The following is a 21,980-nucleotide window of genomic DNA, read 5'->3' as shown; positions in this document are numbered from 1 at the left end:
TTACGTTAAGTTTGCTGAGCATGGGTATAGGTCACCCGGAGGACAAGATGCTGGATACGGGATTAGCCCGGCCGCCATCGCCGACATACACGGCGATTACGCCGGTCACGCGGGCTCCGGAGCGCAATGCGCCTGCCGCCAATACGGAATTGCCGGCCGAGGACACCGTCAGGCCCTCCGTGGAAACCAGTGGTGGCCGGAGAGCTGCCGACAACGGACGCAACGGGCAGGAACAGACGGACCCGGTAACGCCGCGCGTGGAGCGTCACAACGTTCTGGATCCGGAAAGCGAAAGCCTCGTCTATGTGGCAAGGAACACCGAAACCGGCCACGTCGTACGGCAGATCCCGAGCGAAACGCTGCTGCGCCTGCGCGCCTATGCCAAGTCCGTTGAAGATCAGCAGCCCAAGACAGAGCAACAGCCGTTTCAGCGGATTGCCTGACTTGCATTCAACGCACCGGCTGCGCGACTGCAGCCGAGTCTGAACGAGATACCTGGTTTCATTCCTGAAGATCTGTCTCGCGAAGCGGCTACAGCCTGCCGCGTCCAGTACCGGCCCCTGCCCTTTTCGCGCGGATCCCGAAGCCCCATCGACGCCGCGGTAAGTTGCCCCCGCCCACGCAGTACGTCGGCCGGCTCCCGCAGATCCAAGTGCCCTTATTCAGCCTCTGACATTAACGCGCCGCCCCTCCGGATGCGCGCATTCTCTCCTGTGCCGCTTGCCGTCCGCCGGCTTTCCGCAAAGCGGAAACTTCATCGACCTACCCGATAACCCACTGTTATTACGGAAGAATAATCGAACATAGCAACTCCCGGAATTACAACCTTTCACCTCCAGTTAAGGTTAATTTGCGCTAACCACGTTTGTTTAGATTTTCTTACCTGCCACAGCCGCCTTATGTGCCTCGGATCCAGGAAGGGTCCTCGTATCTCGTAGTCCTAGGAAGGAACACATAATGGCTGACCTTACGCTGTCCAGCGCGGTTCGTGCGAACCTCAACACCCTCCAGTCCACCGCTGAAATGATGTCCAGTGTCCAGAACAAACTGGCCACCGGCAAGAAGGTGAACTCGGCACTGGACAATCCGAACAGCTTTTTCACCGCCTCCGGCCTGACATCTCGTGCAAACGACCTGTCCAATCTGCTGGACGACATGGGCCAGTCGGTCCAGACGCTGAAGTCTGCAGACCAGGGCATTTCCAGCATCACCAAGCTGGTCGAGTCCGCAAAGGCGAAAGCCAACCAGGCACTGCAGACCCAGAGCCAGTATGAGCGCAAGCAGTTTGCCAGCCAGTACAACGAACTGCTGACGCAGATCGAAGACCTGGCTAAAGACGCCGGCTACAAGGGCAAGAACCTGCTTGCAGGCGACGGCAACGACCTGACGACCATCTTCAACGAAGATTCAACGTCCAAGCTGAAGATCGATGCGGTCGACTACACCGACACGTCCCTCTCGACCGGTCTAAACCTGTCCGATCTGGCAGAAGGCCAGGGCAGCGCCACCTCGTTCCAGTTGCAGGGTGGCAAGGTCACGCTGTCGCTGACCGATGGCACATCCGCGCTGAACTCCAGCTCCACTCTGTCCGAATCGAATTCGATTTCTGCCACGACAACTCTTCAGTTCGTTGACAACACAGCCACGACACCTGCCGCGCTCTCCGGCACCTCGATCACCGCAGGCGCGACCGTTCAGGATCTGGTCGACGGTCTCAACAGCGTTGCCGGGGTTCGTGCCGAGTTTGACGATGCTTCTGGCGAGCTGACCATCTACAGCGATGAGGATATCTACCTCAACGATACCGGAGCTACGGTCGGCGCCGTTCTCACCATCGACGGCGACAACGCGGAAGTCGATGCGGCAGCGTTTACCGCAACAAGCCAGCTGCTGTCCGACAGCGGCTCCTTCGCTGTCGGTGACACGTTGACCCTGACAGACGGCAACGGCTATGAGCTCGGTTCGCTCGAAGTCGAAAGTGACACAAGCGTTGACGACCTTGAAAACTTCATCAATGACTTCAAGGGTGTCACGGCCGAATTCAACACAAGCTCCGGCAAGTTGAACATTACGTCGGAGACCGATCTTGCGCTGACCAGCGACAATGCTGATTTTGCGAGTTCGGGATTCGTCGCCGACACTGACGGCGTAACGCTCTCGGCCTTGTCCGACAGTGGCTTTGCTTCCGACAATTCCATCAATCGGGTCGTAGATCGACTGAACACCGCTCTGTCTTCGCTCAGAACACAGGCTTCGGAGTTCGGTACCAATCTTTCTATCGTTGAAAACCGTCAGGATTTCACCAAGAAGATGATCAACACGCTGGAAGAAGGTGCCGGCAAGCTGACCCTGGCTGATACCAACGAGGAAGGTGCAAACCTTCTGGCCCTGCAGACCCGCCAGAGCCTGGCGTCCACCTCCCTGTCCTTCGCGGCACAGGCGGACCAGAACGTTCTGCGACTCTTCTAAGCCTGAAGCACACGCTTCATCACGATACGAAAAAGCGGGCCCTGCCCGCTTTTTCTCTTTGAGTATCCAATTGGTGACTTCAGCGACCGCTCCGCCAGTACGAATGGGAGCCAACCTGCCCGCTCCACTGTCAGCGATCTCGCGCTTTTCCATCGGAGACACCAGTTCGCGCGCACTCCCACCGCTACAGGTCACGCAGAACCGCCGCAGACGGCACGCAGGCGCAACTACGTCGCGGTAACGATCAGCAGCCGCATTGAGATTTTTTTGCGCAGTAACTTCCCAGCATGCGGTTACTTTTCAAAAAACTTCGGATTTCCGTGCCAAAGCGCCAGAAAAAGCCGAACTGGCGTCGATAGGTCTACGCATTTTCAGCAGTGACAACTCCTTGAAATGAAAATTGAAATCATTCCTGCCTCTTATTGATGTTTCTCACAGGACGCGCCTACGCGTTAACCTTCCGACAACCATATTTTTCAGTCGCTTAACCATTGATTAAGGTTAACGGTCAATGATCCGAGGCAACCTGCTCAGGACGAGCAGATGAAATTTGACCCAGGAAAGGGATAACGATGCCAGATATTACTCTGTCAGCTGCCGTACGGCAAAACCTCCTCACACTTCAGTCCACAGCTCAGTTCATGTCCGGCGTCCAGAACAAACTGGCGACCGGTATGAAGGTGAATTCGGCACTGGACAATCCGAACAGCTTTTTCACCGCCTCCGGCCTGAATTCCCGTGCAAGCGATCTGGGCAACCTGCTGGACGACATGGGCCAGTCCCTGCAGACCATCAAGGCTGCGGACAAGGGTATCCAGACCATCACCAAGCTGGTGGAAACGGCAAAGGCGAAAGCAAACCAGGCCCTGCAGACCCAGAGCCAGTTTGAGCGCAAGAAATTTGCCGAGCAATACAATGATCTGCTCGAACAGATCGAAGACGTTGCCAAGGATAGCTCCTACAAAGGCAAGAACCTGCTCGCAGGTGACGGCAACGACCTGACGACAATCTTCAACGAAGATTCAACGTCAAAACTCACCATTGAGGCCGTAGACTATACCGACACGGCCCTCTCCCAAGGCCTTAATCTGTCCGATCTGGCAGAAGGCCAGGGCAGCGCCACCTCGTTCCAGTTGCAGGGTGGCAAGGTCACGCTGTCGCTGACCGATGGCACATCCGCGCTGAACTCCAGCTCGACCCTGTCCCAATCGAATTCGATTTCTGCCACGACAACTCTCCAGTTCGTTGACAACTCAGGCACGGCACCTGCCGCGCTCTCCGGCACCTCGATCACCGCAGGCGCCACCGTTCAGGATCTGGTCGACGGTCTGAACGGCGTTGCCGGGGTTCGTGCCGAATTCGACGACAACACTGGCGAGCTGACGATCTACAGCGATGAGGATATCTACCTCAACGATACCGGAGCTACGGTCGGCGCCGTTCTCACCATCGACGGCGACAACGCGGAAGTCGATGCGGCAGCGTTCACGGCAACAAGCCAGCTGCTGTCCAACAGCGGCTCCTTCGCTGTCGGTGACACGCTGACCTTGACAGACGGCAACGGCTATGAGCTCGGTTCGCTGGAAGTCGATGAAGAGACCACGGTCGACGATCTTGAAAACTTCATCAATGACTTCAATGGCGTGACTGGAAAATTCGACACAAGCTCTGGCAAGTTGAATATCACGTCTGACACTGATCTCGGTCTGACCAGCAGTAACTCAGATTTCGCGAGTTCAAGCTTCGTCGCCGACACTGACGGTGTGACGATTTCCGCCCTGTCCGACAGTGGCTTCTCGACGGATACCAAGGTCAATCGCGTCCTCGACCGGCTGAATACCGCCCTGTCGAACCTGCGGTCCCAGGCTTCCGAGTTCGGCACAAACCTTTCCACAGTGGAGATCCGTCAGGATTATACCAAGACGATGATCAACACGCTGCAGGAAGGTGCCGGTCTCCTGACGCTGGCCGATACCAACGAAGAAGGTGCGAACCTGCTGGCTCTGCAGACCCGTCAGCAGCTTGCTTCGACGTCGCTGTCCTTCGCCTCCCAGGCCGACCAGACAGTGCTGTCCCTCTTCTAATTCAGCCAGAATCAGTCGGTCATCCGACTCACCAGCTGACAAAAAATTACGGCGGGCCTATGGTCCGCCGTTTTCGTTCGGCTCGAAGTACTGCCTTGAGCGCAAAAAATTTCTTATTTCTTTTCAACGCTTTAAAAGAAAGCTTTTGGTAACTTTCATTTATATAGCGTTAACGAGTGCATCCCCGATTAACTTTCCATTTAGTTTTACGTCAAAGGCACGCGCTTATCTTGAAGCGATTGAGTGCCCCTAGACGAGTGCTGAATAGGAAAAGCGGTGAAGCCTGATGCCTGATATTGTTCTTTCCAGTGCGGTCCGGGACAACCTCCTGTCGCTCAAAGAAACGGCAGACCTGAGATCTGTTACCCAGACTCGTCTTGCGACGGGCCTGAAGGTGAATACTGCGCTCGATAACCCGAACTCCTATTTCACTGCGCAGTCTCTGAATGACAGGGCAAGCGACCTGTCCAACCTCCTGGACAACATGGGACAGGCGGTCCAGACGATCCGCGCCGCGGACAAGGGCCTCACCTCGATTACCAAACTGGTGGAGTCCGCGAAAGCGATCGCCAACCAGGCGCTGCAGACTTCGAGCGAATACGAGCGCAAGCTGTACACCAGCCAGTACAACGAGCTCCTGACCCAGATCGAGGACATGGCCCGGGATGCGGGCTACAAGGGCAAGAACCTTCTCGCCGGGATGGGCAATGAGTTGAAGGTTATCTTCAACGAAGACAGCACGTCCAATCTGACGGTCAACCCGGTTGACTTTACCGACACGTCCCTCGATGACGGCCTCAATCTGGATGACCTGGATGCGGGTGGAACCGGCACGTCCTCCTTCAACCTCTTCGGCGGGCAGACCACGCTCACCCTGACGGGTCTTCAGGCGTCCTCCAATCTTACCGACCTGGCCGACTGGTCCAATGGGGACGTCGTCACCATCACCGATTCCTCGGGCACCACCAGCCTGACCGTCGGGACGGACATCACCACCGTCCAGGACTATCTCGATGCGCTGAACGGCCTGAACGGCGTTCATGCCTCCTTCGACGAGGCGACCGACGCCATTACGCTGACGTCGGGTCTCGACAATACCGCTTACATCTCCAAGGACAATGCCGGCGGCGGCACCGCGACCGATGGTGGCGCCACCGGCGGCACGACGACGTCGCTCACGGTGACTGCGCTGAGTTCGACAGCGACGCTGATCACGTCCGGCGGCTTCCAGGCCGGCGACACCATCACCATCACGGACGGCAACGGCTTCGAGCCAGCGTCGCTGGAAATCGACGGCGAGACCACTGTCGAGGATCTGGTCAAATTCATCAATAACGTCAAGGGACTGGACGCTACCTTCTCAGGCGGCGGCATCAGCCTGATCGGCGAAGTCTCCTTCGACATCACCAGCAGCAATACCGACTTCAACCGAACGACACTCGGCAGCACGTCCGGAACGGTCGGGCTCTCGGCGGCTTCGTCGGAATTCAAGTCCGATACCGACATCAACCGCACTCTGCAGGCGATCAACGCGGCGCTGGACGAACTCAGGTCCGCCGCCCGGTCGATGGGTACCGCGCTTTCCACTGTGGAAATCCGGACTGATTTCACCAAAAAGCTGATCAATACGCTCGAAGTCGGCGCCGGCAATCTGACCATTGCCGACATGAACGAGGAAGGCGCAAACATGCTCGCCCTGCAGACGCGGCAGCAACTTTCCTCGACTGCCCTGTCGCTGGCGAACCAGGCCGACCAGAGCGTCCTGAGCCTGTTCGGTTAACACTGACGGTTAATTTCATTAGGGTATTGGCCACGACCGTTAACAGTTTCGTTAACGTTTCAAAGCGATACTCGTGCGTGGAGGTCAAGGAATGGCGCTTAAGGTTGAGCTGAAACCTGGCGAACGGATTATCATCGGTGACAGCGTCATCACGAATGATAATCAGCGGACCCGCCTTTTCATTGAAGGTCAGGCGCCCATTCTGCGGGAAAAGGACATTCTCACGCCGGCCACCGCCGATACACCAGCCAAGAGGGTCTATCTGGCCGTCCAGCTCATGTATCTGTCGAAGGACATGGAGAGAATTCAGGAGAATTACTTCACCCTCGTCAATGACATTGTGAAGGCAGCGCCGAGTACGATTCCCTTCGTAACGAGGATTAGTAACGCGATAATAACCGGCGCCTTCTATAAAGCACTGAAAGAAGCACGCAAGCTCATCGAGTATGAAGGGAAGCTGATAAGTCATGTACAAGCAGGCAGCGCAGGCTTACCAGAAAACGAGCCAGGTGACGGCAGTGTCACCGAGGGAGCTGGAAGCGAGATCTGCTGATGAAAGCCGCAGCAAGGCTTCAGTTGATCAAGGATGAATGGGAGGATTCTTCGCTCGCCGAAAAGGACGACGCTCTGGTCTATAACCGGAAGCTCTGGACGATCCTGGTAACCTCGGCCACCAGCGAAGAAAATCAATTGCCCCAGGGCATCAAGAACAACATCGCGTCGCTCGGCGTGTTCGTTTTCAAGCAGACCATGACGGTCATGACGACCGATGATGCAAACAAGCTCGATACGCTGATCAGCATCAATCGGGCCATCGCCGAAGGCCTCAGGTCTCAACCGTCATCCGAATAACATCGAAGCGGTACACCATCCAATGAACCGGCTGCCATGCGGCCGGTTTTTTCGTGTGCTCGAGGGATTTCTTCAGCCATTCAAACGTTGCCGTCGTCCGGTGATTTTGGCTCGAGCAGCTTCATCGTTCGGCTTACCAGCGCGTCCGCGAATGCGATATCCAGCGGCTGATGCCGGACCAGCAGGCGGTAGAACAGCGGTCCATAGATCATGTCGAGCAGGACCTCTATGTTCTCGGGTTTTCCGATCCCGCCGCCGGCAGCAGCCTGTTCGAGCAATCTTCGCCCCTCTTCCCGGCTGGAAAGAATGACCTGGTTGCGGAACGCCTTCGTCATTTCGCTTTCCGGGTCGGCAGCCGCCAACGTCATCGCAATCTGGCGCCCCCGGGTCGAGGCAAATGCCTGGACAAGCGCGCGAAGCTGAGCACGCAAGGCGGCTTCCAGATCCCGTTCGTCATCCTTGGCCTCCATCGGCTTTCCCGCCATGAGCGCCGCCATGGCAAGTTCGATGGCATTGGACCAGTTGCGGTAAATCGTGGGCTTTCCCACGCCGGAGCGTGCGGCGACGGCCTCCATGGTGAGGCGGCCGAAGCCTTCCTCCATGAGGATGTCATAGGCCGCCTGTAGAGCCCTTCTGCGGGCCGCCCGGCTTGGCGGCCGTCCGCGACTCCGGGTTGTTGCTGACTGTTCTTGACTCATTTCTTTACGGACCGTAACGTAAAGAAATAAAAGATACAAGGACAGGTGCCATGAGTTCGATCACCGCCATTATTCCCTATATTATTGCCAAGGATGCAGCGTCGGCGATCGCCTTCTACCAGGAGGCGTTCGATGCGTCCGAACTCTTCAGGATGACCGACCCCTCAGACGGCCGCATCGGCCATGCCGAACTGAAGATCGGCGAAAGCATTCTGATGCTTGCCGACGAATATCCGGACTTCGGCGCCTTGAGCCCCGATACAATCGGCGGCTCCCCGGTTACCTTTCACCTCTCCACCGGAGCCGTCGACGCGGATCTGGCGCGTGCGGTCAAGGCCGGGGCAACGGTGCTGCGGGCTGCGGCGGACCAGAGCTACGGCGAGCGCAGCGCAATGGTGCTCGATCCGTTCGGCCACCGGTGGCACCTGTCACAAACGATCGAGACGCTGCTGCCGGAAGAGATGCAGAGACGCTGGGATGAAGAAGCCGGGTCGTGAATTCAGCGGCGAATTCACAGATAATCGGACAGCGTCAGATTGAAGATGATCGAGGAGGCCCGGTAGGACACTTCGATGTTGTTCTGAAGCGTCAGGATTTCCGCGGCGAGCTGATCCTTGTCAACGCCTTCGATACTGTCGATCGTGCCCTCATAACTGTTCTTCATCTGCACGTGCCGCTCTTCGGTAAGGGAAACCGTGCGGTGGGTGATGGCGATATCCGTGGCAATGTCGACGATCCCCGACTGATCCACGCCGGCGGGCTGCAGGATTTGCCGCATATTCGTCGACAGGGAGTTGTAGTACTCCTCGTCGGTCTGCGTTCCGCCGGAAAAATCCGCCGCGGCGAAAGTTGCAAGCGACTGAACCAGTTCCTTCAGCGGCGTCTCATTGGCTCTGACGCCGTAATTCACCGTCAGATTGCTGTCGATTACCGCATTCTTGTCGGCCCTCGGATCAGTGGTGGCGGTATTGCGCCCGGTATACCAGCCAAGCGTGGTCGCACTGCCGTCGATCAGCGCCGTCGCCGTGTCAAAGGGCGGTCCGTCCACCCGCTGGGGCGCTTCACCGCCAAAGGTGCTGAAGAACTCGTCAGCCGCCCATTCGTCGGACGCCGCACGTAGCGTCGTCTTGGCCTGGCGTTCGATCTCCGCGGCGATGACGTCTCTCAGGTTCTGCGCGGTCTCCTCCAGATCGTCACCAATGAGGAAGGCCCCGTCTTCCTCAAGGGTCGCCGAGGCGGTGAATTCAAGGGAGATCGTCTCCGTGTGATCGGGCGGCAGGCTGAGTTCGATCGAGATTGTTTCGCCCAGCTCCGGCTGTCCGGTGAACTGCACGTCGAAACTGTCGGGATCGGCGGCAGCCGGGCCGGTGATCGAGACGTTGGAAAGCGTGGAAGCCACCGAAGAAATGTCGAAGCCGAAATCGTGAGCTCCGTCTTCCGCTATGGTGAACGTCGAGTCCGTCGGAACGGCGCCCGCATAGTTGGTCGTCAGCGCCGACGTCGTCGTTCGGCCGGTGTTCGAAGCGCCGAGATTGGCCTGGGCATATTCGCTCATCACGGTTTTCAGGCCATCAAGTCCGTCAGCACCGTTCAGAATGGCATCGATCGCCGCCGTAGGGTTGGTGACTGCGTCCGTTCCGCCGAACACGAAGAAGCCGGCGACTTCCGTGTTCAGAATGTTGAGCGCCTCGTTGAGCAGGAGTTTTGCACGCGACTGCGTCTGCGTCTTGCCATCATGCTGCAATATGAAGTCGTTGGTATCGAGTGCGGACTTGGCGTCCCGCCGGATATCCTCCAGCCGCTCCAGAGACATGTCCAGTGTCTTCAGATGCAGATCGGAAACGGTGATCGTCTGCTGATAGGTCTCGATCGAGCTGACTTTTTGCGTCAGTTGAATATCGAGAAGCCGCCTGTCGCCGACATCGCCGAATGTCGTGCCGACTTTGCCTCGGGCCAGCTGCGTCGTCTTCTCGGCCAGAAGATCGTTCAATTCGCTGAGCTGCCTTGTGAGATAGGTCCGCGAGGTGGTTATGGAAGAGACGGTCATGACTCACCTTACCCTTAAACGATGTTCAGGAGCTCGTCGAAGAGCTCTTTGACGGTCTGCATGACGCGGGCGTTGGCCGCATAGGCGTTTTCCAGCTGAACCATGAAGGCAAGCTCGGCATCGAGATCGACCGCATAGCTTTCTTCGTAGCGGATCGCCAGGTTCATGGTGAGCGCTTCCTTGGACTTCGAGTAGGTCGCCGCGTCGTCTGCCTGGTTGCCCTGGAACGCCACCGTATGATTGACGAAATCGAGAACGGTACCCTGGAACGGTGTGGACGTGGAGCCGATGCCCGAGCCCGGATCGAAGTGGGTTTTGCGCGAACTCAGCGCATTGGCGAGATGCTGGACCCTCGCCGGATCGTTGGTGGAGTTTGCCGTCGGCGTGGTCTGGTAGTTGACCAGCAGTCCGCTGTCGGCCAGCAGGTCCGGATTGATGCTGATCCCGCTCGCATAGCCGACGCGCTGGCCGCCGTTTTCCAGGGCATCGGTGAAGAGGTCCGTCCCGGCCCGCTGATCGACGAAGATCGCCAGCCCCAGCCCCTGGTCGGAGTTGGCGGTCACGGTGACCTCGGCGGAAAGGCTCTGAACGCTTGTCGGCCCGCCAGTATCGCCCAGGATCCGGAGGTTGTCCGACCCATCGTTGCTGACCTGAAGTCCGGTGCCGGCAAGTGCCGCGGTAATATTGGTGATGTAGGTCGCCGGTGTGCCGCTGGAAATATCGATCCCGTAGACGGTGTCGCCCGGATTTGCGGTTGCGGAATTGTCGAGCGGCAGAAGCGAGGCGTCGTCAACGGCGACAAGAGTTACGGTCTGCGCCTGCCCGGATGAGTCGGTGTATTCCAGGGTAACGGTATTGCCCGGCTGCAGAGCCGACACATCCAGATCGTAGCCGCTGTCCGGACCGACGGTTGCCGCCGTGCTGTCGACGGTGACGTTCGAAAACGCCAGCGACACCTCCGCGGCGATCGTGTCAAGCTGCGTCTGGGCCTCCGTCAGGATATCGTCGCGCAATTCCGCCATCGCCACCATGGAACCGGACCTGGAGGCTGCGATCAGATCGTAGGTGCTGCCGCCGGGCGTCCTGACGGTGATCGTATTGCCCGGCTGCCCAGGTTGAAGCGAATGGGTGGACGTGAAGCTGAGCGTGGATGGCTTGCCGTCGGCATAAAGCTGCTGTCCGTCGGCCGTCTGGATGGCGAGCGTGCCGTCCGCCCCTCTGGATACCTCGACATCCAGATAGCCGGACAGTTGCTCGACGAGCCGGTCGCGCTCATCTTCCATTTCAGCGGTCGTGACGCCGGCCTGCGTCGCATCGCGAATGGCAGCATCGGTGTCCTCGATGCTGCTCAACAGCCGGTTGACGCTTTCCGTCTGCCGGGCGAGTGCATCATCAGCTTCCTGACGGAGACTGGTGATTTTTTCATGAGAGGAATTCAGTTCGCGGGCAAATGCATCGGCAGCGGCGACCGCCTCGCTCTGCACCGCATAGTTCCCCGGATCGTTCACCAGTGTCTGCAGGGCCGACGACATCCGGCCGGCAACCGCGGTCAGGCTGCTGGTGTCGCCAATGGTGCCGAAAATGTCGTCAAGCCGGTCGGTATAGTCGGCGAGATGCTTGGCGTAGTTCGTATCGGCCAGCGAACCGAAGTAATTCGCCTGGACCTGCTCGTTGATGACCCGGCGCAACTCGGTTGCTTCGATGCCGGCGATGTTGCCATTGGCATCGACATAGGCGTTTGCCGAAACCGTCTTTTTGGAATAACCGGCCGTATCGGCATTTGCGATATTCGCCGCGGTGACGTCCAGCTGCCGCTGGTTGTAGCCAAGCCCGAAGACTGCGGTATTCAGGGCGCTTGTCAGACCCATGGCGAATGTCCTTGCAACACGTTACCTGGTGCAATGTCCTGACGGACACGTTGCGCCAGCACTTTGAAACCGTTCAACCTTTCTGCGTTCAGGTGTTTCAACCTGCCTGCAGGCTGATCCAGTCAGGAAAGCCGGCGGGTCGGACCCGCCGGCCGGCCGGAAGTTACCGGACCATGTTCAGGGCGCTGTCCAGCATCTCGTCCGCGGAAGTGACGATCCGCGAGTTGGCTGAATAGGCCTGCTGCGTGACGATAAGCTTGGAGAACTCGTCCGCGATATCGGCGTTGGACAGTTCCAGCTTCTTGGCAAGGATCTGCCCGCCGCCGGTCAGATCCGCCACGCCCGAGGACGAGGTTGCAGAAAAGCCGGAACCGTCGACACGCTTCAGGTTCTGTTCCGCAGCAAAGGTGGCGAGCGGGATTTCATAGACCGGGCGCTGCTGGCTGTTGGAGTAGCTGGCGATCACGCGACCGGACTGGTCGACGGCGACAGCGGTCAGTTCACCTGCGGGATAGCCGTCCTGGGCGAGGGAGACGGAACTCGCCGTCCCGTCAAGGTCCGCGTACTGGGTCAGCGAACCGCCGGAAAAGGACACTTCCACATTCGAAGCGGCCGTGCCGCCGATGTCCAGCGATGCGATCGTGAAGCCATCGCTTGTGCCGTTCACCGCACCGATCGTGCCTGCCGTCATGTTGGTCATGGCGCCGGTACTGTCGAATTCGATCTCGCCGACATTGTACCAGGTATCCGTCGTGTCATCGCCGGTTCCGACATACATGTTCCAGGTGTCATTCACCGGAACGCCAGCATCCGCATTTGCGGTTTTGGCATAGCGGACCTCGACACTCATCGGCGTGCCGTTCTGGTTGTAAATCGTGATAGAGCCACCGGATATGGAGCTGTTCAGGAAGTCCTGATTGTCAGCCACTGCAACGTTGCCGGTGCCGACCGACGCATTGAGCAACGCCGTGGCCTCATCCGTGCCGTCGTAATCCGTGGTAGCCGGAACGCGTGGCAGGTTCGCCTGGTAGTCGATCGCGGTGGTCGACGAAGCAGCCAGCGGCTGGTTCTGGATCCGGATCACCGTGGGATCATCGCCAATGGGGTTGCCGGTATTCGGATCCAGCTGGAAGCCCTGCAGGTAATATCCCGCACTGTTGATGAGATACCCTTCCCTGTCGCGCTCGAAATCGCCCGCACGGGTGTAATATGTCTCTTCCGCGAAGGAGGTTGAGCCATCGACCACGTCGGCGGCCTTGGTCACGACGAAATATCCGTCGCCGTTGATCGCCATGTAGGTGTCCACGTCGACCGACTTGATATCGCCCTGCACGGTATTGGTTGCACGCGAGGTCGCATATGTGGTGCCGGAGACCTGAGCCGCCTGTGTTGCACCGCTGCCCGACACGAGATCGGCGAATGTTGTATCCAGCCGCTTGTAGCCGGTCGTCTGCGAATTCGCGACGTTACCGGAAATATTCTCCAGAGCTCTGGCCTGTGCGGTCAATCCCGAAACGGCCGAGTTGATAGCCCCATAAATACCCATGTTTCGTCCTCTTAATAGATCGGGCACTGCTGACGCGGACTTGCGCCCGTAATCGGCTTCCCTCCGCAAGGGACGTGCCAACTATTGAGGTAGTGAATTTTCTCTTTAAAATTCAACATTTTACCTGACAGAAAGATTGACGGAAGCGGAAATTCAACCCGGCAAGCCCGGCCGGGCGGGCAAAAACTTCCCCCGCGATGGGCAAGAGTGTCCCCATGAAACGGGACCGGGAAAGCGTTTCCGCTTTACGGACTTGCTTCCTCCGGTGGGGCCTGCCACTTTCCGCGCAAGGACACACAGAACGGACGGTCATATGCGTTTCGAAGGAACTGAGAGCTACATCGCCACGGAGGATCTGCGCGTTGCTGTCAATGCAGCCGTTGCGCTGGAGCGCCCGCTCCTCATCAAGGGCGAACCGGGGACCGGGAAAACCGTGCTCGCCGAAGAGGTGGCCACGGCACTGAAGGCGCCCCTCATAGAGTGGCACGTGAAATCCACCACGAAAGCCCAGCAGGGCCTTTATGAATATGACGCGGTCTCCCGCCTGCGCGACAGCCAGCTTGGCGACGAACGGGTCAAGGACATCAACAACTACATCCGCAAGGGCAAGCTGTGGGAAGCGTTCGATTCCCCGGTAAAGCCGGTTCTGCTGATCGATGAAATCGACAAGGCCGACATCGAATTCCCGAACGACCTGCTGCTGGAACTCGACCGGATGGAGTTCCACGTCTACGAAACGGGCGAAACTGTCCGGGCCCGGCAGCGGCCGATCGTGATCATCACCTCCAACAACGAGAAGGACCTGCCCGACGCGTTCCTGCGCCGCTGCTTCTTTCACTTCATCAAATTCCCGGATGAGGAGACCATGGCCGAGATCGTGGAGGTTCATTTTCCGGGCATCAAGCAGCGGCTGCTTGCGCAGGCCCTGCGTGTCTTTTACGAGGTCAGGGACGTTGCCGGCCTCAAAAAGAAGCCGTCGACATCCGAACTGATCGACTGGATCAAGCTGCTATTGAACGAGGACATCGATCCGGAAACCCTTCGTCAACAGGATAGCTCCAGACTGATCCCTCCGCTGCACGGCGCGCTGCTGAAGAATGAGCAGGACGTCCACCTGTTTGAACGCCTGGCCTTCATGTCGCGCCGGGGACGGACGTGAACGGATAGGAGACTGTTTTGGCAAGACCGCCCGTGGTTCTGTATGTGCTCGCGGCCCTGAGCCTGTGCTCGCTCGCGCTGCCGGCCGGCGCGCAGGTCCCGCCCGAGTATGATGCGGGCTGGCAAAGCGATGTCGGCGGACTGCGTCATTTCACCGGCCTGCGCTGCCCGGACATGATCGGCCCCTTCTACCGGGTAAAGGTCATGAAAGGCGACGGCGTCAGCCTCGCCGGGTGTGTCTATACCGGCCGCGACGGGATTTCCGCCGTTCTGCGCAAGCACCTTCCGGACACTGGCCGTCAGCAGGCGCTGACATTCTCGCGCAACTACAAGGCCGCCGGGTTCGATCCCATCAAGCTGAGCGGCGCCGCGGCGTCAGGCATATCGTTCCGGACGAGCAAGCAGACGCCGGGCACCCTGTGCGAAACGCTCTGGTATTTTACCGCCGAAGAGGCGGACTATACGTTGTGGCTGGCCTATACGCTGCCGGCCCAGGAAATCGAGGTCGGGCCGGCCATGGCTGCGTTCACGGAGGCCCTTGCCGGTCAGAACTGACAGTTGGCCGGACCGAGATCGGTGAAACACGGGGACAGACATGCGGCTGCTGCTTCTAAGACATGCCAAATCCTCCTGGGGCGATCCGGACCTTGCAGATATCGACCGCCCGCTGAACGGCCGCGGCAAGACCGCCGCGACGACCATGGCAAGATATCTGAAAGACAACGCGCTTCTACCGAACCAGATTCTGTGTTCAACCGCGCTGCGGACCCGCGAGACCCTCGCCCGGCTGCTGCCCTTCCTGCCGCAGGAAGCACACGTCCAGCTGATCTCCGACCTCTACCAGCAAAGCGAAGACGACTATCTCGGGATCATCCGCAGACATGGCGGCCGGGCGCAGAACCTGATGGTCCTGGGCCATAATCCGGCCATGGAAGACACCGCCCTCGCCCTTTCCGGGACGTCCAGCTCCCAGGCAATGACGAATCTTGAAGAGAAATATCCGACGGGCGCCCTCGCCGTGATCGATTTCGACATTGCCGACTGGTCCGAGCTTCATCCCGGGACCGGCCACCTGGAAAGGTTCACCAGGCCGAAGGATGTCAGGGACGCGGCCGGCTGACCTTCACGCCAATCGGCATTTGCACTTGGCCGCGCACGCGCTTACATGAACGCGCTGGAGGCCCACGTGAACCCATTGACGAAATTGACGGAAGAAGCGCGGCTGAGCCTGGCCAATCTTGCCGATGCGGCGAGCGGCCTGGCGGTCCCAAGCCTGCGTCTCGGCGTGACCGGTCTTGCCAGGTCCGGCAAGACCGTCTTCCTGACCGCCCTTGTGCACAATCTGGTTCACGGCGGACGCCTGCCGGTGTTCAGCGCGGCGGCCGGGCGGCGGATGACCGGGGCGAAGCTCCAGCCCCAGCCGGACGATGCCGTTCCGCGCTTTGAATATGAGGCCCATGTCCGCGCCATGGTGGACAAGCGCATCTGGCCCGAATCCACCCGCCAGGTCGCCGAACTGCGCCTGACCATCGACTACGAGAGCGCCTCCTATTTCTATCGCAAGCTTGGTCCCGGCCGCCTGCATCTGGACCTGATCGACTATCCCGGCGAGTGGCTCCTGGATCTGCCGCTGCTTTCCAAGGACTACGCCACCTTTTGCGCCGATGCCCTGCAACGGGCACGGGCGCAGGGCCGCAGTGAAGTCGCCGCCCCGTTCCTGAAGGCATTGGCGGCGGCGGATCCCGACGCCCGGGAAAACGAAGCGGCCGCGCAGGATCTCGCGGCAGGCTTCAAATCCTACCTCGCGGCCTGCCGGGCGGACGCCCATGCCCTCTCCATGCTGCCGCCCGGCCGGTTTCTGATGCCGGGCGATCTCGACGGGTCCCCTGCCCTCACCTTTGCGCCGCTGGACATTCCGGCCGATGCAGCGCCCGCGCGCTCCGGAACGCTGCGGGCAATGATGGAGCGGCGCTACGAAGCCTACAAGACCCACGTGGTCCGCCCGTTCTTTCGCGATCACTTTGCCCGGCTCGACCGCCAGATCGTGCTGGTGGATGTCCTTCATGCGATCAATGCCGGCCCGCATGCGATCGCCGACCTGGAAGTGGCCTTGAGCGAAGTGCTCGCCGCCTTCCGCCCCGGCAAGCGCAGCTGGCTGTCCTCCATCCTCACCCGGCGTATCGACCGGATCCTGTTTGCCGCCACGAAGGCCGATCACCTGCACAGGACCGATCATGACCGGCTGGAGGCGATCCTGAAGCGACTGGTCACCCGCGCGGAGGAACGCGCCCGTTTCAAGGGCGCGGAGGTGGATGTGATTGCCATGGCCGCGGTGCGCGCCACGCGGGAGGCCACGGTCAAGCATCGGGGCGAAGAGCTTCCGGCGATCCTGGGCACCCCGCTGCCCGGTGAGCGCCTCAACGGCGAGACCTATGACGGCGAAGCGGAAATCGCCATGTTTCCCGGGGACTTGCCGCAAGATCCTGAATCACTTTTTCGGCACGTTGAATCAGCTTCTGAAGACGCTCGAGCAGAGTTTGAGGCGGCACAGCGCGACCTCCAGTTCCTGCGGTTCCGCCCTCCCGTCCTGGACACGACGGCGGAAGGCCTCACCCTGTCGCTGCCGCATATCCGGCTGGACCGCGCGCTTGAATTCCTGATCGGAGACCGCCTGGCATGATCGGCACACCACCCCCTTCCGGTCGCAGGCCGGCCGCCTTCCGCCTTGACGACAGCAAGGTCCGGATGAGCGATGACGAGACCAGGACGCCTTCCCTGGATGAAGCCCTCATCACCCAGGCTCTTCAGGATGACGAAGAGCCGCGTCTGCCCCGGGATGCCAGCACGCCGAAAACCGGGGTCCGTTTCGGCAAATGGCTGATGATCGGGCTGTCCGGGCTCGTATCGCTTGCCATCGGCCTTGCGATCGACAGTCTGATCCGGGATCTCTTCGCCCGTACGGACTGGCTTGGCTGGCTGGGTCTTGCCCTTGTCGCCTTGGCCGCACTCGGGCTTCTTGGACTGGCTGCGAAGGAACTTGCCGCCCTCGCCCGTGTTGGCCGCATCGATGATCTGCGTGACCGCCTTCAGCAGGCGGCCGAAGCGGACGATGCCAGGGCCGCAAGCGCCGGGCTCAAGGAATTGCTGGCGCTCTATCGCGACCGGCCGGAAACGGCACAGGGCCGAAAGGCGCTTGCCGGGCATATGCGCGAGGTCATCGACGGACGCGACCTTGTCAAGCTTGCCGAACGGGATCTCCTCAGTCCGCTGGACCTCGAGGCCCGGAGGATCGTCATGAACAGCGCCAAGCGCGTGTCGCTGGTCACCGCTGTAAGCCCCCGCGCGCTGGTCGATCTTCTGGCGGTTCTCTATGAGAACCTGAGGACCGTCCGCCGGCTCTCGATCCTTTATGGCGGACGGCCGGGAACGCTTGGATTTGTGCGCCTAACCCGGCAGGTCGTGACCCACCTTGCCGTCACCGGCGGAATGGCCGCGGGCGACAGCCTCGCCTCCCAGGTACTCGGGCACGGGCTGGCGGCCCGCCTGTCGGCCCGGCTCGGCGAAGGCGTGATCAACGGTCTCCTGACCGCCCGCATCGGCATCGCCGCCATCGCCGTCTGCCGGCCGGCCCCCTTCGTTGCCGGCAGGGGACCAACAATCTCCGAATTCATGGGAGAGTTGATCTCCTCGTCCGAGAAGGCCGAAAAGGCAGCCTCAGCTTCCCAGAAACGCGATCAGACGGCCCGCGAATAGCGCCGGCAGCCAGCAGCACAGGGAAATCAGGCCGGGCGTGCGAAGACTGCGTTCAGGAGCCCCGGCCATCCACCATCCGTAACGCAGATGCGTCAGGATGGCGGACAGGCTTCCAATGGCGACAAGGCTCAGTTTGATCTGAACGACCGGCATGCGCAGATAGTCGACCGGCTCCAGCGACAGCATGAAGGCGCCGGTCAGCACCGCGAGCGCCAGTCCCGTTGCCGCCACGGGCACGAGACGCCGCGCCAGGGCGGCAACCGGCAGGCCGGATCCCACGCCGATCAGTCGCAGGTCCATCGGCACGATAGCGCCAACCAGAAGGGCAATCCCCAGAACATGGGTGCCGTTGACAAAGGCGTAGCCCCAGCGCGACCGGCGCAGCCATACGGCAAGGTCCGTCTGAGAGACCCAACCGGCCAGATCCAGCAGGAGGTCAGTCACGGTCCGGATAGAGCGGGTATTCCTGACCGCCGATGATGATATTTTCCGCCTTCATCAGCCGCTCGGCGATGTCGGCAGACGGCTCGCCGATGAAGGTCGCCTCCGTGCCGGGCGCCAGGTCTCCGTCCTTCAGGCCCGCCCGTTCGTTGCGCCAGGGCTGTCCGACTTCCACCGTCCATATCTCGCCTTCGGCATCCACCTTCACCACACCGTGGGGATTTCCCAGCTTGGCTTCGGTGATCACTCCGGTGAGTTCGATATTGTCGCCCGTGGTCCATCTCCAACCGTGATGGGCAAAGCCAGCTGCGGCCGAGAGCGACAGGACCGCAACGGCAAGACAGATTTTCGCAAGTCCGAAACGCATATCCTTCTCCTTTTCGGAACTTCCCCATAGCTAGTGCAGAATTCCAAGACGTCAGCGGTATTAGCGTCGATTTGGCTGAAACAGTCCGGCAGCAATTGGCGCAGACAGCGCAAATCCCGTCTCGACAGGCACCCCGGGCGCCGCTACCTTCGCCCCATGTTCATCACCTTTTTCACCGAACTGAAATCCGCGGGCGTTCCGGTTTCACTGCGGGAATATCTGACGCTTATGGAGGCGCTGGAGAAGGATCTGGCGGAGAAGAGCGTCGAGGATTTCTACTACCTCGCCCGGCTTTGCCTGGTGAAGGACGAGAGCAACCTGGACAAGTTCGACCGGGTCTTCGGCCATGTCTTCAAGGGGCTGGACCTGCTGAGCGAGGTGCCGGCCACCGACATCCCGGAAGAATGGCTGCGAAAGCTTGCCGAGAAGCACTTGAGCGAAGAGGAAAAGGCGCAGATCGAAGCGCTCGGCGGGTTCGAGAAACTGATGGAGACCCTGCGCGAACGGCTCAACGAGCAGGAAAAGCGCCACCAGGGCGGCAGCAAATGGATCGGAACAGCCGGAACATCGCCCTTCGGCGCCTATGGCTACAACCCGGAAGGCGTGCGCATCGGCCAGAAGGAAAGCCGGCACAGGCGCGCGGTGAAGGTCTGGGACAAGCGCGAGTTCAAGGATCTCGACGACACCCAGTTGCTCGGCACCCGCAACATCCAGGTGGCCCTGAAGCGCCTCAGGAATTTCGCGCGCATCGGCGCTGCGGAAGAGCTGGACCTCGACAGCACCATCCGCTCGACCGCCCACAAGGGGCTGCTCGACATCAAGATGCGGCCGGAACGGCACAATGCGGTCAAGGTGCTGCTGTTCTTCGATATCGGCGGCTCGATGGACGACCACATCCGCGTCTGCGAAGAGCTGTTTTCAGCGGCGCGGTCCGAGTTCAAGGTGATGGAGCATTTCTACTTCCACAATTGCCTTTACGAATATGTGTGGAAAGAAAACCGCCGCCGGCAGACCGAGCGCATCCCGACTATGGACGTGCTGCACAAATACCCCGCGGACTACAAGATCATCTTCGTGGGCGATGCTTCCATGAGCCCCTACGAGATCGCCTATCCCGGCGGATCGGTGGAACACTGGAACGAAGAACCGGGCGCGGCGTGGATGCAGCGCGTCACCGGGCTCTACAAAAGCGCGGTCTGGCTGAACCCCGTGCGCCAGGAACACTGGCACTACACCCCTTCCATCCGGATGCTGAACGATCTGATGTCAGGCCGCATGTTCCCGATGACCGTCGAAGGCCTGACGGAGGCGATGTCGGAACTGGCCCGCTGACGACCGGGCTCACTGCCCTTTGACAAGTGGCACCGCAGCCGGGCCTTGGGTCAGAGCCGCCTGCGGATTCGGGAACGGACCGGTCAGCTGCCGCGCAGCACCATCACCGAACACGGCGCGTGGCGGACGATGTGGGCCGCGTTGGAGCCCATGAAGTAGGTGGAAAAGCCGGGCTTGTGCGATGTCATCAGGACCAGATCGCACGCCGCTTTTTCCGCTTCGTCAATCACCTCGTGATGGACGGCGCCTCTGCGGATGCTGGTATCCACTGTCCCGGCGGGAACATCCAGCCCTGCACTGATCTTGTCGAGCATGGCGGTGGTCTGCTCGACCTCACGCTTTTGCCAGCCTTCGGGGAGCTGGCTGGCCACGAAGCTCTGCACCTCCGGACAAACCGCCAGCAGGTGGATTTTGGCGCCGTAGTCGCGCGCCAGTTGCGATGCCTTGGCAAGGGCGTCTTCGGCGAAGGCCGACTCTGCCGGATCAACGGGAACGAGGATTTTCTTGAACATGGATCATCTCCTCAAGTGGCGGCGGCTGTGCCGGCCATGGTCGATTTTACCACTCTTGGCCCGGACGGACACAACCGCCATGAGGCAGATCAATCCGGATCCGTACCGCCGAAATACCGTCCGGGCGTGACACCGAAAGACTTCCTGAACGTCGCGACGAAGGCGCTCGGCCCCTCGTAGCCGAGTTTGTGGGAGACATCGGATACGCTGCGCCCGGAGGCCAGCAGTTCCAGCGCCCGGAACAGCTTCACCTGCCTGCACCAGGTACGGTAGCTGAGGCCGGTTTCCACCTTGACCCGCCTTTCAAAGGAACGCACGGACGTGGCGCAGCGTTCCGCGGCTTCGGTGAGCGAGGGAACATGCGCCGGGCAGCGCACCACGGCCTCGCACAGGTCCCGCAGCCGCGCATCCTGGGGCATCGGAAGTTGCAAAGGCGCGGCCGGCAGCAGTTTCAGCTGGTCCAGGATGACGGCGGCAATCCGGGCGGCCGGTCCGTTCTCGGTTTCGGCACGCGGATAGGACATGAATTCCAGGATCAGCGCACGCAGCAGTGTGGTCACCTGCATCACCTGAGGCGTCTGCGGCAGGTCCTGGGCGTGGGGAAACTGCACGTAGATGTAGCGGATCTCCGTGTCCGTCAGATAGCGCGTCTGATGGCCGACCCGCGGCGGCAGCCAGACGGCCCGTTCGGGCGGCACGAAATAGGTGCCGTGCTCCGTATCGATGGCGATCGAGCCTTTCACCACATGGAAAAGCTGGGCGGCATCATGGGCATGCCAGTCATTGTTCAATCCCCGGGGCTGCGTGCGTGCATAACCAATGATCGGCGCGGCTATCGCCTGTTTTGGAAACTCGGCAAGTTCCGGATGAATTCCCATCGACCTGATCCCTTCTCCCGCGGAGCGAACTTCGGCCCTTGCCTCCCGGTCAGGAGGCGCGGCCGAACCCTCCGGACCATATAGTCAGAATTTTGGCGAGTGGAAAACATCTCATGACAAAACAGCGCTAACACGCAACGCCTGATCAGGTATAGAAGCTGGGCTCAGCGCTGGCGGATCCTTATCTATTTACGG

21 protein-coding genes are annotated in these 21,980 nt (G+C 60.2%); 13 read left to right on the top strand and 8 right to left on the bottom strand.

Annotated features, from left to right (window positions below):
* Positions 1–47: 47 nt before the first annotated feature.
* The 6 genes from ON753_RS06470 to ON753_RS06445 all read left to right on the top strand — a co-directional run bounded on the left by ON753_RS06470 (position 48) and on the right by ON753_RS06445 (position 7,185).
* Positions 48–443 (top strand): hypothetical protein, encoded by a 396-nt coding sequence (locus tag ON753_RS06470; protein WP_265961755.1) that lies wholly within the window; start codon positions 48–50, stop codon positions 441–443.
* Between the two features lie 514 nt (positions 444–957).
* Positions 958–2,469: a flagellin N-terminal helical domain-containing protein gene (locus ON753_RS06465; protein ID WP_265961754.1), complete on the top strand. Its 1,512-nt coding sequence runs from the start codon at positions 958–960 to the stop codon at positions 2,467–2,469.
* A 572-nt stretch (positions 2,470–3,041) separates the two neighbouring features.
* Entirely contained in the window at positions 3,042–4,553 is a 1,512-nt protein-coding gene (locus tag ON753_RS06460; RefSeq protein WP_265961753.1) for a flagellin N-terminal helical domain-containing protein, read from the top strand.
* Between the two features lie 286 nt (positions 4,554–4,839).
* Positions 4,840–6,333, top strand: a complete 1,494-nt coding sequence (locus ON753_RS06455; RefSeq protein WP_265961752.1) for a flagellin N-terminal helical domain-containing protein — start codon at positions 4,840–4,842, stop codon at positions 6,331–6,333.
* A gap of 91 nt (positions 6,334–6,424) precedes the next feature.
* On the top strand, positions 6,425–6,886 hold the full coding sequence (gene flbT, locus ON753_RS06450) for a flagellar biosynthesis repressor FlbT (RefSeq protein ID WP_265961751.1): 462 nt from the start codon (positions 6,425–6,427) through the stop codon (positions 6,884–6,886).
* A complete protein-coding gene (locus ON753_RS06445; protein WP_265961750.1) occupies positions 6,886–7,185 on the top strand; it encodes a flagellar biosynthesis regulator FlaF in 300 nt (99 codons plus the stop codon). The genes flbT and ON753_RS06445 overlap by 1 nt, the downstream gene beginning before the upstream one ends.
* 80 nt (positions 7,186–7,265) lie before the next feature.
* Here ON753_RS06445 and ON753_RS06440 read toward each other — a convergent pair whose 3' ends face one another.
* Entirely contained in the window at positions 7,266–7,883 is a 618-nt protein-coding gene (locus ON753_RS06440) for a TetR/AcrR family transcriptional regulator (RefSeq protein WP_265961749.1), read from the bottom strand.
* A 50-nt stretch (positions 7,884–7,933) separates the two neighbouring features.
* On the opposite strand from ON753_RS06440, the gene ON753_RS06435 reads away from it, so the two are divergent.
* Positions 7,934–8,380, top strand: coding sequence for a VOC family protein (locus tag ON753_RS06435; protein ID WP_265961748.1), 447 nt, complete (start codon positions 7,934–7,936; stop codon positions 8,378–8,380).
* 14 nt (positions 8,381–8,394) lie between these two features.
* Here the strand turns inward: ON753_RS06435 and ON753_RS06430 are convergent, their stop codons facing one another.
* From ON753_RS06430 to ON753_RS06420, 3 genes are all read right to left on the bottom strand, one after another.
* On the bottom strand, positions 8,395–9,930 hold the full coding sequence (locus ON753_RS06430; RefSeq protein WP_265961747.1) for a flagellar protein: 1,536 nt from the start codon (positions 9,928–9,930) through the stop codon (positions 8,395–8,397).
* Between the two features lie 14 nt (positions 9,931–9,944).
* Complete coding sequence (flgK, locus tag ON753_RS06425; RefSeq protein WP_265961746.1) at positions 9,945–11,798, bottom strand: flagellar hook-associated protein FlgK; 1,854 nt, start codon at positions 11,796–11,798, stop codon at positions 9,945–9,947.
* A 163-nt stretch (positions 11,799–11,961) separates the two neighbouring features.
* On the bottom strand, positions 11,962–13,344 hold the full coding sequence (locus tag ON753_RS06420; protein WP_265961745.1) for a flagellar hook protein FlgE: 1,383 nt from the start codon (positions 13,342–13,344) through the stop codon (positions 11,962–11,964).
* A 313-nt stretch (positions 13,345–13,657) separates the two neighbouring features.
* On the opposite strand from ON753_RS06420, the gene ON753_RS06415 reads away from it, so the two are divergent.
* The 5 genes from ON753_RS06415 to ON753_RS06395 are packed head-to-tail and all read left to right on the top strand — an operon-like array spanning position 13,658 to position 18,255.
* Positions 13,658–14,503 carry an AAA family ATPase gene (locus tag ON753_RS06415; protein WP_265961744.1) on the top strand — a complete coding sequence of 282 codons (846 nt, stop codon included), beginning with the start codon at positions 13,658–13,660 and terminating at the stop codon, positions 14,501–14,503.
* Between the two features lie 17 nt (positions 14,504–14,520).
* The gene (locus ON753_RS06410) at positions 14,521–15,057 is read left to right on the top strand and encodes a hypothetical protein (RefSeq protein WP_265961743.1); all 537 of its coding nucleotides are present in this window, start codon (positions 14,521–14,523) and stop codon (positions 15,055–15,057) included.
* A 40-nt stretch (positions 15,058–15,097) separates the two neighbouring features.
* Entirely contained in the window at positions 15,098–15,622 is a 525-nt protein-coding gene (locus ON753_RS06405) for a SixA phosphatase family protein (RefSeq protein WP_265961742.1), read from the top strand.
* A 45-nt stretch (positions 15,623–15,667) separates the two neighbouring features.
* Positions 15,668–17,182: a YcjX family GTP-binding protein gene (locus ON753_RS06400; protein WP_265961741.1), complete on the top strand. Its 1,515-nt coding sequence runs from the start codon at positions 15,668–15,670 to the stop codon at positions 17,180–17,182.
* The gene (locus ON753_RS06395; RefSeq protein ID WP_265961740.1) at positions 17,179–18,255 is read left to right on the top strand and encodes a YcjF family protein; all 1,077 of its coding nucleotides are present in this window, start codon (positions 17,179–17,181) and stop codon (positions 18,253–18,255) included. Before ON753_RS06400 ends, ON753_RS06395 begins: the two co-directional genes overlap by 4 nt.
* On the opposite strand, the gene ON753_RS06390 is transcribed toward ON753_RS06395, so the two are convergent.
* On the bottom strand, positions 18,217–18,699 hold the full coding sequence (locus ON753_RS06390; RefSeq protein ID WP_265961739.1) for a DUF2214 domain-containing protein: 483 nt from the start codon (positions 18,697–18,699) through the stop codon (positions 18,217–18,219). The two genes, ON753_RS06395 and ON753_RS06390, sit on opposite strands and share 39 nt — an antisense overlap.
* On the bottom strand, positions 18,692–19,063 hold the full coding sequence (locus ON753_RS06385; RefSeq protein ID WP_265961738.1) for a DUF6152 family protein: 372 nt from the start codon (positions 19,061–19,063) through the stop codon (positions 18,692–18,694). The genes ON753_RS06390 and ON753_RS06385 overlap by 8 nt, the downstream gene beginning before the upstream one ends.
* A gap of 156 nt (positions 19,064–19,219) precedes the next feature.
* Between ON753_RS06385 and ON753_RS06380 the strand changes: the two genes are divergently transcribed.
* Entirely contained in the window at positions 19,220–20,395 is a 1,176-nt protein-coding gene (locus tag ON753_RS06380; protein WP_265961737.1) for a vWA domain-containing protein, read from the top strand.
* Positions 20,396–20,478: 83 nt separating this feature from the next.
* Here ON753_RS06380 and ON753_RS06375 read toward each other — a convergent pair whose 3' ends face one another.
* Entirely contained in the window at positions 20,479–20,907 is a 429-nt protein-coding gene (locus ON753_RS06375; protein WP_265961736.1) for a universal stress protein, read from the bottom strand.
* 89 nt (positions 20,908–20,996) lie between these two features.
* Positions 20,997–21,785: an AraC family transcriptional regulator gene (locus tag ON753_RS06370; RefSeq protein WP_265961735.1), complete on the bottom strand. Its 789-nt coding sequence runs from the start codon at positions 21,783–21,785 to the stop codon at positions 20,997–20,999.
* Positions 21,786–21,980 lie beyond the last annotated feature (195 nt).

This window comes from Roseibium salinum, assembly GCF_026240905.1.
GTDB classification, from domain to species: domain Bacteria; phylum Pseudomonadota; class Alphaproteobacteria; order Rhizobiales; family Stappiaceae; genus Roseibium; species Roseibium salinum.
The sequence above is the reverse complement of the archived record's forward strand: the minus strand, read 5'-3'. Positions and strand labels throughout refer to the sequence as shown.